At 53.3% G+C, this 18,376-nt stretch carries 14 protein-coding genes and 2 pseudogenes; 10 read left to right on the plus strand and 6 right to left on the minus strand.

All coding sequences use genetic code 11. From position 1 onward, the window contains the following. The 3 genes from RT340_RS06165 to RT340_RS06175 all read left to right on the plus strand — a co-directional run. The coding region (locus RT340_RS06165) for a fimbria/pilus outer membrane usher protein (protein ID WP_313374800.1) at nt 1-1,466 on the plus strand (1,466 nt) is incomplete at its 5' end. Nucleotides 1,467-1,502: 36 nt separating this feature from the next. Continuing rightward, nucleotides 1,503-2,789 (plus strand): fimbrial usher protein StbD, encoded by a 1,287-nt coding sequence (gene stbD, locus RT340_RS06170; RefSeq protein WP_058961285.1) that lies wholly within the window; start codon nt 1,503-1,505, stop codon nt 2,787-2,789. Next, nucleotides 2,755-3,474 carry a fimbrial assembly chaperone gene (locus RT340_RS06175; protein ID WP_097117770.1) on the plus strand — a complete coding sequence of 240 codons (720 nt, stop codon included), beginning with the start codon at nt 2,755-2,757 and terminating at the stop codon, nt 3,472-3,474. The genes stbD and RT340_RS06175 overlap by 35 nt, the downstream gene beginning before the upstream one ends. A gap of 244 nt (nt 3,475-3,718) precedes the next feature. On the opposite strand, the gene RT340_RS06180 is transcribed toward RT340_RS06175, so the two are convergent. Then, nucleotides 3,719-4,186 (minus strand): DUF1203 domain-containing protein, encoded by a 468-nt coding sequence (locus RT340_RS06180; protein ID WP_313374804.1) that lies wholly within the window; start codon nt 4,184-4,186, stop codon nt 3,719-3,721. A 198-nt stretch (nt 4,187-4,384) separates the two neighbouring features. Here RT340_RS06180 and RT340_RS06185 point away from each other — a divergent pair, with 198 nt between their 5' ends. From RT340_RS06185 to glgX, 5 genes and pseudogenes are all read left to right on the plus strand, one after another. Continuing rightward, the gene (locus tag RT340_RS06185) at nt 4,385-4,627 is read left to right on the plus strand and encodes a hypothetical protein (RefSeq protein ID WP_283216041.1); all 243 of its coding nucleotides are present in this window, start codon (nt 4,385-4,387) and stop codon (nt 4,625-4,627) included. A gap of 334 nt (nt 4,628-4,961) precedes the next feature. Next, a pseudogene (gene proP, locus RT340_RS06190) lies at nt 4,962-6,401 on the plus strand (glycine betaine/L-proline transporter ProP). A gap of 242 nt (nt 6,402-6,643) precedes the next feature. Next, nucleotides 6,644-8,428: a malto-oligosyltrehalose trehalohydrolase gene (gene treZ / locus RT340_RS06195; RefSeq protein WP_313374807.1), complete on the plus strand. Its 1,785-nt coding sequence runs from the start codon at nt 6,644-6,646 to the stop codon at nt 8,426-8,428. Then, nucleotides 8,425-10,920: a malto-oligosyltrehalose synthase gene (gene treY / locus RT340_RS06200; RefSeq protein ID WP_313374809.1), complete on the plus strand. Its 2,496-nt coding sequence runs from the start codon at nt 8,425-8,427 to the stop codon at nt 10,918-10,920. Before treZ ends, treY begins: the two co-directional genes overlap by 4 nt. A 41-nt stretch (nt 10,921-10,961) precedes the next feature. Then, complete coding sequence (gene glgX / locus RT340_RS06205) at nt 10,962-13,037, plus strand: glycogen debranching protein GlgX (RefSeq protein ID WP_313374811.1); 2,076 nt, start codon at nt 10,962-10,964, stop codon at nt 13,035-13,037. Nucleotides 13,038-13,070: 33 nt separating this feature from the next. On the opposite strand, the gene RT340_RS06210 is transcribed toward glgX, so the two are convergent. Both RT340_RS06210 and RT340_RS06215 read right to left on the minus strand, forming a co-directional pair. Continuing rightward, a complete protein-coding gene (locus RT340_RS06210) occupies nt 13,071-13,409 on the minus strand; it encodes a helix-turn-helix domain-containing protein (protein ID WP_034822694.1) in 339 nt (112 codons plus the stop codon). After that, nucleotides 13,381-13,788, minus strand: coding sequence for a type II toxin-antitoxin system RelE/ParE family toxin (locus RT340_RS06215; protein ID WP_097117762.1), 408 nt, complete (start codon nt 13,786-13,788; stop codon nt 13,381-13,383). Before RT340_RS06215 ends, RT340_RS06210 begins: the two co-directional genes overlap by 29 nt. A gap of 290 nt (nt 13,789-14,078) precedes the next feature. Between RT340_RS06215 and RT340_RS06220 the strand changes: the two genes are divergently transcribed. Together RT340_RS06220 and RT340_RS06225 are read left to right on the plus strand one after the other, a co-directional pair. After that, nucleotides 14,079-15,716, plus strand: coding sequence for a methyl-accepting chemotaxis protein (locus RT340_RS06220; RefSeq protein ID WP_211729523.1), 1,638 nt, complete (start codon nt 14,079-14,081; stop codon nt 15,714-15,716). Nucleotides 15,717-15,787: 71 nt separating this feature from the next. Beyond that, complete coding sequence (locus RT340_RS06225; RefSeq protein ID WP_313374819.1) at nt 15,788-16,990, plus strand: MFS transporter; 1,203 nt, start codon at nt 15,788-15,790, stop codon at nt 16,988-16,990. Nucleotides 16,991-17,061: 71 nt separating this feature from the next. Here the strand turns inward: RT340_RS06225 and RT340_RS06230 are convergent, their stop codons facing one another. From RT340_RS06230 to RT340_RS06240, 3 genes and pseudogenes are all read right to left on the minus strand, one after another. Beyond that, on the minus strand, nt 17,062-17,397 hold the full coding sequence (locus RT340_RS06230) for a polyketide cyclase (RefSeq protein WP_313374821.1): 336 nt from the start codon (nt 17,395-17,397) through the stop codon (nt 17,062-17,064). Further along, complete coding sequence (locus RT340_RS06235; protein WP_045814547.1) at nt 17,394-17,708, minus strand: ArsR/SmtB family transcription factor; 315 nt, start codon at nt 17,706-17,708, stop codon at nt 17,394-17,396. The genes RT340_RS06230 and RT340_RS06235 overlap by 4 nt, the downstream gene beginning before the upstream one ends. 25 nt (nt 17,709-17,733) lie before the next feature. Then, nucleotides 17,734-18,341, minus strand: a pseudogene (locus RT340_RS06240) (ATP-dependent Clp protease proteolytic subunit). Nucleotides 18,342-18,376 lie beyond the last annotated feature (35 nt).

The raw sequence follows: 18,376 nt of genomic DNA on the forward strand, positions 1-18,376 counted from the left end.
ATTACGCTGTGAATAGCGCTTTTTTTGAGGGCGTGATGCAGCGCGGCGTCAGTAATAGTTTGACGGTAACCGTCGGTTCACGGCTGGCGGAAGATTACCAGGCGTGGCTTCTGGGAGGTGTCTGGGCAACCGGAATCGGTGCGATGGGTCTGAACACCACATTTTCCCAGGCTAAGGCCGAAAATGACCAGCGCACCTCCGGCTGGCGTGCCGAGTTGAGTTATAGTAAGACCTTTCAGACCGGCACCAACCTGGTCCTGGCCGCTTATCGATATTCGACTCGTGGATTTCGCGACCTTCAGGATGTTTTAGGGGTTCGACGCCAGCATCAAGCGGACATCAACTACTACTCAGACTCGCTCAATCAGCGTAATCGCTTATCGGCGACACTCAGCCAGTCAATGGATGCGTATGGCCTGGTCAGTTTAAGCGCCAGCACCGCCGATTATTACAACAACCAGTCACGCATCACCCAGTTGCAGTTCGGCTATAGCAACAGCTGGCGCAATATCAGTTACGGTATCAATGTGGCGCGTCAACGCACCTGGTGGAATACCCAGCAATTTAATCTGAGCGTCAACGATAACCTCGACAGCAGCCGCCAGCAGCGATACAGCGAAAATACCCTTTCAGTGAATATTTCAGTACCGCTTAACTGGGGTGCGGGTCTTTCATCTGTGGCCTACAACTACAACCAGTCAAAACAGAGCCAGTCTTCGATGGCGACACTAACAGGTTCGGCAGGCGAACAGCGCGATTTCTCCTATTCGCTCTACGGAGGAACTGAGCATTACCGCAATGGCGTCAACGGAGAAGCGAGCTCCTTTGGGGGCAACCTGCAGCAAAACACCCGTTTTGGCGCAGTCCGCGCCAACTACGGCCAGGGAGATCACTATCGCCAGGTCGGTTTAGGCTCGTCTGGCACTTTACTGCTGCATCGTGGCGGTCTCACTGCGGGGCCTTACACCAGCGATACGTTCGCGTTGATCCATGCCGAGGGCGCCCAAGGTGCGACGGTGCAAAACGGACAAGGAGCCGTCATTGACTACAACGGATATGCGCTGCTGCCCTCGCTCACCCCTTATCGTGAAAACACGGTCAGCCTCGATACGTTGCACATGCGCGCCGATGCTGAGTTAAACGGCGGAAGCCAGCGTGTGGTTCCTTATGCCGGTGCCGTGAGTCAGGTGAGTTTTGCCACCTTACGCGGCACCGCGGTATTGATTTCACTGAATACCACCGAGGGGATGGCACCGCCGATGGGCGCCGAAGTGCGTGATGCCTCCAACACCGTGATTGGCGTTGTCGGTCAGGGAAGCCAGCTTTACGCACGCGTTCCGCATGACTCCGGCAGTTTGCAAATCAGCTGGGATGGCAAAACCCAACGCTGCGCCGTCAATTATCAAATCACCGGAAAGACGCAACAGGCGCTTATCCTCCTCAATGGTATTTGCAGGACGCTATAACTCGTGAAAATTAAATATCTCCTCGTAGTGCTGCTGATGCTGCCGCTGACGTTATGGGCAAACTGCATCAAAGTCACCAGCACCTCATCGCTATCAGCCGCCGCTCTGGCAGCCGGCTATACCGCATCGTCCTGGACGGGTGCCTGTGATACCTGTTCAGGCAACCTGGGTTTGCCATCGGTGATCAGCATCAACAGCGGTACATCCTTTCAGCCCGCAGGATCGTTGCTGGCCAGTTCAGTCGGTTCGTTTCTCACCTCCGCCAGCAACACCGCTTACAGCCCGAATCAGATTCTCTACCGCTGTGCAGTAGCGGATGCGGGCAGTTTGTATGAGATGTACGCCACCAACGGTGACAGCGCCTATGCTGGCATGTATGCCAGCAGCGAGGTTAGCGGCGCTTATTACGATGTGGCGAAAAACGTGGCAGTGCGCATGACCAATCTGACCACCGGTGAGTATTACAGCCGCTACTGGAAGTCACGCCAGTTTACCGCCGACAGTTGGTACTCTGACGGCACCTACCTTTATATTCCGGCCAGCGCGTTTAGCAACGTGTTGTACGAAATGTTCAAAATCAGTTCAACCAGCTATTACGCCAATGGCGATAACCGCTACAGCGATCTTTGGACGCAGCCGCGCGGCTATATTGCTTTTAAAGGCCCAGGTCTGGACACCAACAGTCTGGCGGTAGGTCAGGACAGCGCCAGCTATTGGTACGGGTTTTACGGCAACTGGCCCGCCGCCTGGAGTACGTATCGCAACGTGACCTATGTGCGGGGCGCGTTGTGTGAAGTCCAGAACTACCCATCTGTGGTGCTGCTGCCAACCATCAGCGTGAACGCGCTCAAAGCAGGCGGTAGCAGTCAGGTACCGTTTTCGATCTCGCTGCAGTGCGAATCGGGCGCGCGGTCCAGCACCAGCACATCCACCAGCACTGCCGCCAATGTCGCGATGGGCTTGCTGGTGAATCAGCCCAATGCAGTGTCACAAGCGACACAGTTAGGTTTGACCACCAGCGGCGGCGGATTGACCTGGCTGCTGGATAATCAATATGGCAGCAGCGGCGTGGCCTCGGGTGTGGGCATCAAAATTTATAACGCCAGTGGTTCTGCCATTAACTTATTGCCTAACCTCGCCAGCACCGGCACCGGGAATACGCGCGGCTGGTATGCCTATACGGATCTCACCTCGCTGGTCTCTTCCGGTAGCAGCAATATTTACAGCGGTGATTTTTTGGCTTCGCTCGAAGCCATAAGTGGACAAACAGTAACAGCAGGGACAGTCAATGCGCAGTTGCAAGTGGTGGTCAGTTTTCAGTAACACATTGGCATTGAGCAGCCTGTTATTCGCTGCTCACGCCATGGCCGTGGTGAATGTGGATAGAACACGCATCATTTTTAATGCCGGTGAGAGCAGCCAGGCGCTAAATATAAAGAACGGTGCGGATACCCCCTCCGTGGTACAGATCTGGAGCGATGACGGTGATTTGATGCAGTCCCCGGAATTGAGCAGTGCACCCATTTTTGCCATGCCGCCGATGATGAAACTCGCACCTGATGAGCAGCGTGCAATTCGTCTGGTGCTCACTTCACGCCAGTCGCTGCCGGAGGATCGTGAGAGCCTTTACTGGCTGAATATTTATCAGATTCCCGCGCTGAGCAGGCAAACAGGCAGCGCCGAACAAAAAATCATGTTGCCGTTGCGATTGCGGCTTAAGGTTTTTATCCGACCGGCGGCGCTGGGCGTGCCTCAGCCTGAAGATGTGCAGAAGCTGCGTTTTATCGTGCACGAACGCCAGCTAACACTAAAGAATCCAACGGCGTGGTATATGAGCTTAAGATTACAGATTGCCAATAAGCTTAAAGTGGATGATGTGCTGGTGGCGCCGTTTGGTTCGTTCACCCTCCCATTAACGCGACCGGTTCAGGTGGGTGAGAGCGTGATTTATGAGGTGTTTGACGACAACGGTAACCCGGTGGGATATCAGAGCCATACCGATACATAAGTTAGATTGCCGCGCCGTGATGGCGCGGTAATCTGGTGTCATTCACGAAGCGTTTTTGTAAGGATCGCGAACCTGAGCCACCGCCAGTGCGCCGAATAGCAATATTACCGATACTGCTAACAGTGCCCACATAAAGCCGCCTGACATCTGTTTAAATCAACCATCTGTTGCGAGACTCACCATGCAAGCGACACATACTCGCCACCTCGCCACCCTCAAAATATCTTACAAACGTGATTTAGCCCTAATGCCTATTAATCGCCGCCAAATAGCAGCCAAATCGCGCACTATGGGCGTGGATATACACAGTTTCAGGGCGCTGTAGCAGATCTAAAACGGTTTGCTCCACTTCATCACCCGTCGCCAGCTCTGCCGCAATAATGCAGTGCTCAAGATTAAAGGCTCGCAGTGAGAGTTGACGCTTAGCGAGGTATTCCGGGATCTCGTTGTAGAAGATGCCGGACTGCATACAACCTTCATGAATGAAAATTGCGTGTTTCCCCTGGTATGGTGATTGCGCGGGTTGATAGGTGTGATTAAGCAAGATTGCATAAGCTCCTGGTGGAACATCCTTCAAGCCAATGCGGTCTGGCAAAGCCGAGGCTTGGCTGGCTAACACTCGGCGTGCGTTGTACTGTGCCAGGTACTCATCATCCTTTCCGTATAAATGTGCAAAATCGCTGCTATTCAATCCGCTAATAATGTAATGCATACTGCCTCCTGCTAATAACATGGGTTCATCAGCAGTAAACGTTATCGAGCCCATCCTTGCTCGCTGGAAACGGACAGAGAATTATTGATCGCAACCGCAATTGCATTCACCTCCTTAGCTCAATCAGCCAGGGTTTGCTAAAGTAGTGGGCATCAAGTATCAAGCGCTGCACTTGCATGTTTACACGGGAATTTGACCATGCCAGATTACATTTTCTATAAAAAAGATCAGGTCATTGCCACTGTTGAAAGAACAGATGTCGAGAGCGCCGTCTTGCTCATTTCAAAAAGCTATAAAAAGTTAGATGAAGAAGTTGAAGCGGCAACTCCGGAAGCGGCGTTAAAACGGTTAGCGGATATACAAAATCAAGACAATGTAACGCATCATGCTTTCGTGACGGGTTCGGTATTTAGCTCTATCGTCAGTGCGCTGTTCAAATGATTCTCCCTCGCCTGCTTTGCGCCGCTAAAACCCTTGTGGCGCACATTCTCCCAGCATAATTAACTCTCTGACAAACTGTCACCGCATAATATGATGTAGAATAAAACCGGTCTCCCTCATCACGACACAATCTATTATTTCACCCCTCAAGCACTTTGACAGAATATACCTTCATCGCTACGCTTTAATGCAAGGATATATGTCACAAACTTGCACATCTTAAAGAGATTACCTAAGGTATCCGCCTTTCAGCCTCTTATAGCTTTCATTTCCATAGGTGAATTTTTTGGCTGCGAAAGCTATAAGATCGCTCTAATTTTACTCATGGAGGTTTATGAGCACCGGAACGATTTCTAAACAATCTGACTTAACCGTTGATGATATTACGGTCATCGATAACAAATTATTAAAACGCGCTGTGAGTGCTGCTGCGTTAGGCAACACCATGGAATGGTTTGATTTTGGCGTATATAGCTATCTCGCCGTGATTATCGGCCAGGTCTTTTTTCCTGGTGCCAGTAACACTGCGCAGTTAATCGCCTCCTTCGGCACCTTTGCCGCTGCGTTTTTAGTTCGCCCAATCGGGGGAATGGTATTTGGGCCGTTAGGTGATCGCTTTGGGCGGCAGAAAGTGCTCGCCTTCACCATGATCATGATGTCGATTGGCACCTTCTGCATCGGCCTGATTCCCAGTTATGCCAGTATTGGCATTGCCGCCCCGATCCTGTTGCTGGTGGCACGTCTGGTGTAGGGTTTCTCCACCGGCGGCGAATACGGTGGCGCAGCGACCTTTATCGCGGAATACTCCACCGATAAGCGCCGTGGCTTTATGGGTAGCTTCCTGGAATTCGGCACACTGGCGGGTTATCTGCTCGGTGCCAGTCTGGTCACCGGCATGATCGCACTATTACCGCATCAAGCCATGATGGATTGGGGCTGGCGTATTCCCTTTTTCCTGGCCGCACCTCTGGGATTATTTGGTCTCTATATTCGCCTGAAACTGGAAGAGACGCCGGCATTTAAAGAGCACATGGACAAGCGCGAAGAGCTTGAGCACAATAAGCCTCAACTGACCTTGCTGCAGATGCTGCGTGTACAGAGTAAACCGCTGTTGAAATGTATTGGCCTGGTGCTGTTATTTAACGTATCCAATTATATGTTGACTGCTTATATGCCCAGCTATTTAACCGGCGTATTGGGCATGAGTGAATTATCCGGGCTCATGTTAGTCATGGTCATTATGTTTATTATGATGCCATTGACGTTGATGTGGGGACATTTAACCGACCGTATGGGCCGTAAGCCGGTCATTGGCTTAGGGGCTCTGGGCTTAATATTGCTGGCTATTCCCAGCTATATGCTGATTGGTTCAGGCAATATGATGTTGGTATTTGCCGGTCTGGCGGTATTAGGTTTATTGCATACCTGCTTTAGCGGCACCATGCCCGCCACATTACCGGCCCTGTTTGTCACCGATATTCGCTACAGCGCATTAGCGATAGGCTTTAACCTCTCCGTGTCACTGTTCGGCGGCACTACGCCGTTAATCACTGCATGGCTGGTGGACACCACGCACAATGCGATGATGCCCGCTTATTACATGATGGGCGCCGGAATTGTCGGTTTGATTACGGTGCTAACGTTGAGTGAAACCGCGCGTAAACCGCTGAAAGGCTCTTCACCTGCAGTCGCCACCAAAGCGGAGGCGCATAAGCTGATTGATAAATTACGTAAGCAACGCGGCCGCAAGGTCCAGCAACACAAACCAGCATAATCTTCGGGGCGACCATCAGGTCGCCTTTCTTCTATTCACCTCCCTGATTAGCGAAGCGTAAGGCGTCGATAATTTCCTACACACATCTGTTCGCGCCAGAAAAGCGCAAAATATCGACTATGATCTGTTCTCAGTCTTTCTTGTCGTCCCACTGTATATCGTACTCAGTCAGCATCTTTAAACGGAACGTGTACCGCTTGATGTCGTCCATTGCCCTTGCGAGGGTTAAACGAGGCAATTGAATGGAATTCAGATCATTTAAGAAATCCTGGGGAGCTGAGATTCAGGCGGATGGCAGCGTGCTATTCCGCTTGTGGGCACCGGGTCAGCAACAGATTACCTTGCGTCTCGCCGATGGCGATCATCTTATGTCAGCCTCGGACGATGGCTGGTATCAACGGCAACTGGGCGGCATACAACCTGGTGCGACTTACAACTTTGTACTGGCGGATGGCACGGTGGTGCCCGATCCCGCCGCTCGCGCGCAACAATCCGGGGTCAATGGCCCTTCCGTGGTCGTCGATCCTCGTCATTATGCATGGCAGCACACGGATTGGCGCGGACACGCCTGGCAAGAAACCGTGGTGTACGAACTGCATATCGGGACTTTCACACCCGAAGGCACTTTCGAGGCCGCCATTACCCGCTTGCCCTATTTGCAGGCACTCGGCATTACCATGATTGAGGTGTTGCCGGTGTCGCAGTTTGGGGGCAATCGCGGTTGGGGCTATGACGGCGTATTGCTGTACGCACCGCACTCCGCTTACGGCTCGCCGGATGATTTCAAAGCCTTCGTGGATGCTGCACATGGACACGGCCTGTCGGTGGTGCTCGATATTGTGCTCAATCACTTTGGTCCGGAAGGTAACTATCTGCCGCTGCTGGCCCCTGATTTCTTCCACAAAGAGCGCATGACACCCTGGGGCGCGGGCATCGCATATGATGTTGATGCCGCACGTCGTTACATCGTGGAAGCGCCACTCTACTGGTTGCAGGAATATCACCTCGATGGCCTGCGCTTTGATGCCATCGATCAAATCGAAGATACCTCCAGCAAACATGCGTTGATTGAGATTGCTGAACGTATTCGTCGTGAGATAACGGACCGCCCTATCCACCTCACCACGGAAGATTCACGCAATGTCACCTTCCTGCACCCGCGTGACAAACAGGGCCATGCGCCGCTGTTTACCGGCGAATGGAATGACGATTTCCACAATGCCATTCATGTGTTTGCCACCGGTGAAACCCATGCCTACTACCAGGATTTCGCTGACATACCTGAAAAGCTGATTGCACGCATTCTGACGGAAGGTTTTGCCTATCAGGGGGAAATCTCGCCGCAGAGCGGTCAACGGCGCGGCGTGCCCAGTGCGGCACAGCCTCCGGTTGCCTTTGTTGATTTCATCCAGAATCACGATCAGGTCGGCAACCGTGCGCAAGGTGACCGCTTGATTACGCTGGCAGGCGCCGATCGCACCAAAGTGCTGCTGGCCACGCTGTTACTGTCACCGCATATCCCGCTGCTGTTTATGGGCGAGGAGTATGGCGAAACCAACCCGTTCCTGTTCTTCACCGATTTTCATGGTGATTTGGCTAAAGCGGTACGTGAAGGACGCGCCCGAGAGTTTACCGGCCATGCGGGGCATGACGACAGCGTGCCCGATCCCAACGCGGCAGAAACTTTCACCCGCTCGAAACTCGACTGGAGCAAGCTGGAAAGTGAGAAAGGCAAAGCCTGGCTGGCGTTCACTCAGCAATTGCTGGCATTGCGTCAGCGCCACATTGTGCCGCTGCTCGCCACGGCGGGCGGTCACAGTGGCAAAGTGCTGAAAACGGCCAAAGGTTTTATCGCGGTGAGCTGGCAGTTCCCGCAGGGTGAACTCTCGCTGGCACTGAATATCAGCAAGCAGGCGCAGCCCTTACCCACTATGGCAGGCAAAACCCTCTTTGCCTGGCCGCAGGAGAATGATGTGTTGCCGCAACATGCCATTGTGGTGCGTCTGGCACAGGGAGAAAAAGCATGACAATTCCTTCAGCAACCTACCGTATTCAGTTCCGCAACGGCATGACTTTTGACCGCGCCATCACCTTGTTACCTTATTTGCAGCGGCTCGGTATCAGCCATCTTTACGCCTCACCTATCTTCACTGCCACCACCGATTCCACGCACGGCTACGATGTCACTGATGCCAATGAAATCGATCCTGCGCTGGGCGGACGTGACGGTTTTAACCGACTGTCGGCGGCATTACAGCAGGCCGGCCTCGGCTTAATTCTGGATATCGTGCCAAACCATATGGCGGCGTCACTGGAAAATGCCTGGTGGCGTGATGTGATCGAACATGGTGAAAGCAGTCAGTATGCACGCTATTTCGATATCGACTGGTCGCGTCCCCTCACATTGCCGTTCCTCGGCGATGATTTTGAACGCGTGCTGCAAAACGACGAATTGAGCATTAAGCCCCATCCGCAAACTGGCCATCCGGCGCTGGCTTACTACGACAGCTTCTATCCGCTGACGCCTGCCAGTTGGCAAGGACGCGCCGATGAGGTGCTGGCCATCAACGATCGCGCAGCGATTGCCGAATTGCATCAGCAGCAGCCCTGGCAGCTGATCAACTGGCGTGACGCACGAAAAGATCTCTCTTACCGACGCTTCTTTGAAATCACTGGGCTAGTCGGCGTGCGGGTCGAGGATGAAGCCGTGTTCAACGCCTCACACGCACTGATTCTGGAACTGGTTCACAGCGGTGCTGTGAGTGGTTTGCGTGTCGATCACGTTGATGGTCTGGCCGATCCGCAGGGTTATCTTCAGCGCTTGCGTCAAGCCGCAGGTGCGGATTGCTACATCACGGTAGAGAAGATTCTGGCAGAAGAAGAGCAGATTCCGGTTGAATGGCCCATTTCCGGCACCACTGGCTATGAGTTTATCGCTGCGCTTTCACATGCGTTGATCGACGATACCCAGATTGATGCGTTGCATCTGGCCTATGAAGCCGTCACCGAAGAGCGGAATGATGTCAGTGCTGGTCTGCGCGCCGCCCGTGAATTGATGGTTGACCGTAACTTCGCCGGTGAATTTTCACGTCTGCTGGCGATAGCGACCGGGGTGGCACATTTAGAACAGCGCAATTTTGGCGAAGCTGAGTTGCATGTCGCCCTGCGCGAGATGCTGATCGCCTTCCCGGTTTACCGCACCTATGGTCGCCCGGCGGGCATGCCTTTGGCGGGTGAAGCGCTGCTGCAACAGGTACTGGAAGCGGTGAAGTTCAGTGCTTTTCCCGCTGCACTCAGCTTCCTGCAGGCCATATTACTCGGTGCGGTCTCGGAACAAAGTGAACCGGATGCCGCTGAATTCCGTACGCGCTTCCAGCAACTCACCGGCCCGTTGATGGCGAAATCGGTGGAAGACACCCTGTTCTTCCGAAATCACGCCATCCTTGCCATCAACGAAGTCGGCGCGGAACCGCTGCCGCACCCCTTCTCTGTGGAACACTTCCACCAGCAGATGCAAACCCGGCTGCACAAACAACCCGACGCCCTCTCAACGACATCAACCCACGATACCAAACGCGGGGAAGATGCCCGTGCCCGGCTATATACGTTGAGTGAAGCGCCCGCACGCTGGGCAGAGAACGTCACGCGCTGGCGGGAGCTGAATCAATCCAAAGTGCTCACCCTGAACGAAGGCCCGGCCCCCGAACCGGCGGTAGAATGGATGCTGTATCAGGCGCTGGCCGGTGCGTGGCCCACGACCTTACGACCAGATGACCACGACGGGTTGCGTACCCTTGAGGCACGTTTTTTACCGTTTGTGGAGAAAGCGCTGCGTGAAGCCAAGCTTCGTACTGACTGGGCGGATGGCGACGAAACCTACGAACAGGCGGTGCTGGAATATGCAAAACATCTGCTATCCGCAGAAAACCCAGCATTCCTGACGGACTTCGTCACAGCCATTCAACCTTTCGTTGATGCCGGCCTGGTTAACAGCCTGTCACAGACCGTGATTAAGCTCACCGCACCAGGCGTCCCGGATATTTATCAGGGCAGCGAAGCGCTGGATTTCAGCCTCGTCGATCCCGATAACCGCCGTGAGCCCGATTACGCCGTGCTGGAGGCGCAACTTGTTGATCGCAGCCGTCCTGATTTCACTCAGCCCTCTGACTGGTGCAGCGGCAAACTCAAACAGCAGGTCATCGCATGCTTATTACACCTGCGCCTGGATAAGCCGCAGCTATTCCGTTTCGGTGATTATCAACCGTTGTACGCCACAGGCGCGCATCCAGAGCACCTGATTGCCTATGCGCGACAGGACAGTGAAAACAGCCTCATCGTTGTGGCGCCTCGTTTAATGCTGGAGGGCACTTCCTGGGCTGAAACGTCCATTCCCTTACCTGAGTCACTGGCCCACCGGCACTATCGCAATCTGTTAAGTGGTGCAACCTTAGCGCTTAACGAACAACTTTCTTTAGATAACTTGCCGCCTTACGCGCCACTGGTGCTGATTGCCAGTTAATAACAAGCCTGTATTTCTGTTCATCGGATGGAGAGGAATGAATGTCTAACGCAAAGCCTTTAGAAATTATCGCGGGTTCGGGTCAAACGCTTGGCGCAAATTATGATGGCGAGGGCGTCAATTTTGCCCTGTTTTCAGCGTTCGCCGAGCGTGTGGAATTGTGTCTGTACGACGAGAGCGGTCAGCACGAAATCGCGCGTTTTGATCTGCCGGAAAATACCCATGAAGTCTGGCATGGCTACATTCCCGGTCTGCAGCCCGGTGCACTTTACGGCTACCGGGTGCATGGCCCGTTTGAACCAGAAAACGGCCATCGATTCAACGCCAACAAACTGCTGCTCGACCCCTATGCTCGTGAGCTGCGCGGCGATATCCAGTGGAACGATGCGCATTTTGCCTACGACCTGCTGCATGAAGATAAAGATCTGACTTTTGATGAACGCGACAGCGCACCGTTTACGCCAAAATGCCGGGTGATCGATCCCAACGAATTTGACTGGCAGGACCGTAATCGTCCCGTTATCCCGTGGTCACAGACCGTTATCTATGAGACACACGTTAAGGGCTTCAGCCAGTTGAACCCGGCAGTGCCCCCTGAAATGCGCGGCACTTACGATGGCATGAGCAACAAAGCCACCGTCGAGTACATTAAAAGCCTCGGTGTCACGTCGGTTGAGTTGCTACCGGTGCACTGGTTCCCGGACGATCAGCATTTGCTTGATAAAGGGCTGAAAAACTTCTGGGGCTATAACTCACTGGCGTTTTTTGCCCCGGCCTCGCGCTACTTTGGCCCGCGTGGCATTCAGGGCTTTCGTGACATGGTCCGCGCCTTCCACGACGCCGGTATCGAAGTGATCCTCGACGTGGTTTACAACCACACGGCGGAAGGTAACGAATTGGGACCGACGCTGTCGTTTAAAGGCATCGATAACTTCTCCTATTACCGCACCTTGCCGGATCAGCATCGCTACTACATCAACGATACCGGTACTGGCAACACCGTGAACACCTCCCATCCACGCGTGTTGCAGATGGTGATGGATTCTCTGCGCTACTGGGCGGAATCGATGCATATCGACGGTTTTCGCTTTGATTTGGGCACCATTCTCGGGCGCGAACCGGAAGGTTTCGATCAGCGTGGCGGCTTTTTTGATGCCATGACGCAGGACCCGGTACTGTCGAAATTGAAACTGATTGGCGAACCCTGGGATATTGGCCCCGGCGGCTATCAGGTTGGGGGATTCCCACCAGGCTGGGCAGAATGGAATGATAAATATCGCGACACGGTGCGTGAATACTGGAAAGGCGACAACGTCTCAACCGACTTTGCCGCGCGCCTGCTCGGTTCAGGCGATCTCTACGATCAACGCGGCCGTCGTCCCTGGGCCAGCATCAACTTCCTTACCGCACACGATGGCTTCACGCTCAACGATTTGGTGTCTTACAACGAGAAACATAACGACGCGAACGGTGAAGATAACAATGACGGTCATAACGATAATCGTTCGTACAATTACGGCGCGGAAGGCCCGACCGATGACGAAGGCATCAACGCGGTGCGTGAGCGGCAAAAGCGTAACTTCCTCGCGACGCTGCTGTTCTCACACGGCACGCCGATGCTGCTGGCGGGCGACGAGTTTGGCCGCAGCCAAATGGGCAACAACAACGGATATTGTCAGGACAGTGAAATCTCCTGGCTGCATTGGGAAAACTTGCCGGAGTCCGCGGATGCCTTACGCGAATTCACTCGCCATTTGCTGGCGTTAAGGGCGAAACAGCCGTTGCTGCGCCGTGAAAACTGGCGCGACGGTATGGACATAACATGGTTTACCGCTGGCGTCGGCTTCCAGCAGGCAGACCAATGGGCTGAGGGCAGCACGCTTGGCGTCTACATAGGCCGTCCGGACCTGCAAACCGAAGAAGGCATCTGGCACGATGTGTTGATGTTGTTCAATCCGTTTGAAGGCAACGTGCCCTTCCGCATCCCACAATTTGGCGAAGGCGGTTGGGTACTGGAACTCACCACCTCCGATACCGCTAAAAAAGGGCTGGTGATTACCAAAGAGAAGGATTTTGAACTGGAAGGCCGCAGCATGGCGCTGTTTAGAAGGCCATAATTTTAAAGGGGAAACTGGAGTCCAGTTTCCCCTTTAAACAACAAATGCATCAGGGCCTTTAGCAGCCAGTGTATTTAAGATACGCAGTGCCGGGCCACTCGGCTTGATTTCTCCTCGCTCCCACTTTGAAACGCTATCCACTGTCATACCTAAGGTATAAGCCAGTAATGCCTGACTCAGGCCATACTGTTTACGCATGAGTTTAATTTCCAGACCGGTCATATCATGTACAGCTGCAACACGCTTGCGATACTCACTTGCAGAGATTCGCGTGGCAATCTGAGAGACATCTTCATCAGAAAGTAGGCCTAATCCTCGCAACTCTTCCGCATCTTCAATCATCTCATCCAATGTTGCTGGTGTAGTTTTCATCGCAGTTTACCTCTCTGAATGTCCCACGATTTTTAAGCTGTAGCAGGTCTGCCGCACTCGCTTGTAAGTAGCCTTTCGCAAGGATTTTATACGTTGCCAACACGTCATCCTCGATCTCTTTGGCATTTTTCTTATGCAACTCGCCTTTAGTCCAGCCATCATAAAAAAATAGTGTGTTTCCTCTTTTGAAGAAAATCACCGACCGGGCACCACCACTTTTCCCCTTACTCAATGCTATACGCTTTTTAATCACGCCTCCCCCCAGGTCAGCTTCAAACTCGCCCCTTTTGACTTCCGCAGCAGCATGGCAAAGGTCAGCATCATGAAGACTGGCCTTTTTGAAATTCCGATCAAAACGTTTATGTACATAAATCGCCATTCCTTAGCCCTTAACCTTTACCCGTAATGATTATTATAATAACGATTACGACCTCGCGACAATATCGGCTTGTTAGGATTTCTGAATCTGTCGCACAACATATTTCACTGGATCTATTTAAGATCGTGAGAATGGCTAAAAATGTTGCGCCTTCGCTACGTATGATTTGATCTCCATCACCGTGCAATAAAAAATAATTAACTAAATCTCGCATTCTGCCGATGGTTATTAATCTGCCCTATTCCCTGATTTTCCTGAACCAGGGGTGCTTTTAGATTAAGGATAATTAGATGACCATCTCCCAGCGTCTCTTGCTGACCCTTTCCATGTTGTTTGGCGCCATCATCCTGCAGGCGATTCTTGCGCTCTCGCTACTGTCAGGATTTCAGGACCGTTTTGAATTTGTGCAAACTAACGCCATTCCTTCGATTAAGGACATCGGCAAACTGATCGATCAAAGTAACCAGCTGGCCATTACGCTTTACAAACACCAGAGCCAGATTCACGACAGCAACATGCCTGCCGTAGAAAAACAGATCGATGAGCAAATCAATGGACTGAAAGCGCTGACCGATTACTACATGGCAAACGATATTTCGAATGAGGAAGACAAACGCCTGACTAACATCGCTTTTGATAACATCCAGCGCGTTGCATCGCAGTTACCTGCATTTCTTACAGCGTCACGTGCTCACCAGAATGAAGTGAGCCTGAGTTTGCTGGAAGGAGATAGTGGTGTGGGTGCCGCCATTCGTCAGATGATCGCTGATTATCAAACTCAACAGGCACTCAACATTACTGCGGGCGACGCATTGCGCGCCACCAATCAAAGCACCTTCCATTTTGTCTTTTGGGCCACCGTTGCAGGTGTTGCGGCGACAGTGGTGATCTTCGGCCTATTCTCGCTGTTTACGGTGATGCGTATTCGCCGCAGTTTGGGCGCGGTAGGTAAGGTCATGCTGGCGGCCAGCGAGAACCTCGATCTGACTTTAAGCGCCGATGAAAGCCGGCGAGATGAAGTGGGCAATATGGCACACTCCTTCAATATTTTGATGCAGCGCGTCTCTGAAGCCCTCTCTTCAGTGCGTAAAGCGTCTCAGTCCGTGAGCAGCGCTTCAGTGCAGATTTCAGCGGGCAATGAAGATCTCTCTTCACGCACCGAACAGCAAGCGGCATCGCTGGAGCAAACGGCTGCCAGCATGACGGAACTCAGTGAGACGGTGCGCCAAACGGCGGACAACACCCGGCAGGCGAGCCAGCTGGCAGCCAATGCCCGCGCGCTGTCAGAGAAAAATGGAACCTCGCTCACCACCATGCTGTCGACCATGGACGAGATTCGTGGCAGCTCGCGCAAAGTGACTGAGATTGTCTCGATCATTGAAGGTATCGCTTTCCAGACCAACATTCTGGCCTTGAACGCGGCGGTTGAAGCGGCGCGCGCCGGTGAACACGGCAAAGGCTTTGCGGTGGTTGCCGGTGAAGTGCGCAGCCTGTCTCAGCGCTCAAGCAACGCAGCACGCGAGATCAAAGTGCTGATTGAGGAATCTCATCGTTTAACCGAATCGGGTGCCACGCAAGCCAGTGATGTGGGCCGCAATATGGACGTGATGAATGATGCCATTTACCAGGTGAGTCAGTTGGTGAGTGAGATCGCTGCGGCTGCCGTGGAGCAGAGCCAGGGCATCGTTCAGGTGCAGCAAGCGGTTAATCAGATGGATGATGTTACCCAGCAGAACGCCGCCTTAGTGGAACAAGCCGCGGCCGCTTCGCAATCGCTGCAAGAGCAGGCGGGTAACCTGAATCAGTTGGTCGGTAAATTCCATGTCAGCGATGTCATTGACGTTCCACAAACCATCATCCGTACGCCATCGCACCCCAAGCCACAGCGTTTAGCGGTGGTTAATGACGCCGACTGGCAGAGTTTTTAATCACTGTTTCTCCCCGCGTCGCGCACGCGGGGAGCCTTTCTGTTACCCTTTCCGCTAATTTATGGATGGGGATGAATATGGATTTACAGCAACAGCTACGCGGTAAATGGGCGATCTACGGCCTAATGTTTTTACCCGGTTTCACCTGGGCTTCGTGGGTGAGTCGTACACCTTACATGCGCGATATTCTGCATGCTTCCACGGAAATGATGGGCATGATCCTGTTCGGCTTTTCCTGTGGCTCAATGCTGTGCGTTCTGCTGGCAGGAAAACTCATCACCCACTTTGGCACTAGCCGTGTCATGCGTTATGGCTTTGTGCTGCTGTTGAGTGGCGTCGCAGTCATGTTAGCTGCCCTTCTACTGCACAGCGCGTACGGTGTCTTCGCCAGCCTGGTGTTAATGGGCGGAGGGACAGCGTTAATCGATGTCGTGATAAACGTTGAAGGCGCAGCGTTTGAGCGTCTGATTGGCAAATCGATCATGACCACCATTCACGGCTTCTTTAGCTTTGGCACGCTGATTGGCGCGCTGTCAGGACTTGCCATGACGGCAGTTGATGTCAGCATCACCTGGCACTTTGCCTTCGTGGTGCTGGTGAACCTGCTGATTGTCTCCGCAGCCCTGCGTCATTTACCCGCCACCAGCGACAGCGAACGACATGAACAGGCGCACAGCGGCGGCTTCCTCGCTCAGGTCGGACGCGAGCTGCGCGATCGCCAACTGCTGATCCTTGGGGTGGTGATTTTGGCGATGGCGCTGGCAGAAGGCTCTGCCAATGACTGGCTACCGTTACTGATGATCGATGGTCATAATCTTAATCACACGCAAAGCACGCTGGTGTACGCGGGTTTCACTGCGGGCATGACCGTGGGACGTTTCCTTGGCGGATATGTGGTGGATCGCCTGGGCCGTGTGCTGGTATTACGCGCCAGCGCATTCTCAGCCGCACTGGGTCTGGCGATGGTGATTTTCTCCAACAACCAGTGGCTGGCGGCAGCGGCGGTGTTGTTCTGGGGAATTGGCGCTTCGCTTGGCTTCCCACTGACCGTCTCCGCTGCGGGCGATGGCAAAAACAGCGCGATTCGCGTGACCATCGCCGCAACGCTTGGTTATCTGGCCTTTCTGGTGGGACCGCCAGGACTGGGGTTTATTGGTGAACACGCGGGTCTGCGCATGGCGATGTTGCCGGTGCTGGTGATGGTGCTACTGGCGTTAGTTTGTGCGGGCGCGGCAGGATCTCGTGATGCGAATAAGGCTGATCAACCCGTGTAAAGCTGGCGGCCTTCGGGCCGCCTGGAATGTACGTTTTGGGACAAAGACGCGCGAAAAAAATTAGCCCGAGGCTATGCCGCCAGCATCAATCGACCATTATCATCATTTGCGGCCTGCAAGTGCATATCAGCAAGGCGATGGACGATAGTCAATCGGGTGCCACCCGCGTCATCGGGCGCGATTAGAAACGTCACGTCACTCTTCAGGTAAGGTGGTGCGTCATCACGTAACCGGTAACGGATCGATTTTCCAGGTTCGCAGTCAACAGGTTCAGCCTCCGCTAATACAGCGTTGGGTAGCCAGGCTTCCCGGTACTCCGCAATACTGATAGCGCGCCACACTTTCTCCGGCGTCGCATCCAGTTGATACTCTTGTACCAGTTCGTTGGATTTTTCGGCTTCACTCATTGGTCCATATCCTTCAGCAAACTTTTCAGGGCATCAATGCGTGTCGGCCAAAACGCGCGATATCTGGCTAGCCAGTTGACCAGAAACGTCATGCCCACCGGGTCAACTTCATAGTTCACAAAGCGCCCTTGCCGCTCTTCACGCACCAGCCCCGCACCCCGTAACACCGCGAGATGTTGAGACATCGCCGATTGGCTGATCTCCATCCCGTCGCGCAACGCCGTGGCATTCATGCGCCCCACCGACAGCTTTTCAAATATGGCACGGCGGGTCGGATCCGCCAGTGCTTTGAATATCGCATTTTCAATCATGTTGATGACATTAGCACTGACTTATTTAAGCGGCAAGATAATGCGCGGCGATCTCTTGCTCGGTGACGATCACTTTCGACACCAAACCGTATTCTACCGCCTGCTCCGCACTCAACCAGAAATCGCGCTGAGTATCTTGTTCAATCCTCTCAATCGCCTGCCCGGTGGCATCCGCGAAAATATGATTGAGGCGATTTTTCATGCGCACGATTTCATTACTGTAAATCTGCATATTGCTGGCGGGGCCTTGCATGCCGCCGGAAGGCTGATGCAGAAGGAAACGGGTGTTGGGTAACGCATAGCGATTTGCTTTGTTGGCGGCGACATAAATCAACGCACCTGCGCTGGCCACACAACCAGAACCAATCATGATCACTTCGGGAGTGATAAAGCGTATGGCATCAAAAATCATATCGCCGATTCAGCATGACCGCCGGGAGAGTTGATAAAGATCGTGATCGGTCGATCGCTGATGGCGGCGAGGATGTGCAGATGCTGAACCACCTCTTTGGCCATTTTTTCATCCACGGTGCCGGTAATGAAAATCTTGCGTGCGTTGATCAGATGTTCCATCAGCGATGGGTTAAGTGGCGGTGCTGCCGGTTCAGAAGGTTCGGTGTTACTGTCGCGCATGGAATCACTCCGCAAAAAATGGGGACACCAAACAC

This window comes from Pantoea sp. CTOTU50773 (assembly GCF_032082325.1).
GTDB lineage: Bacteria > Pseudomonadota > Gammaproteobacteria > Enterobacterales > Enterobacteriaceae > Pantoea > Pantoea communis.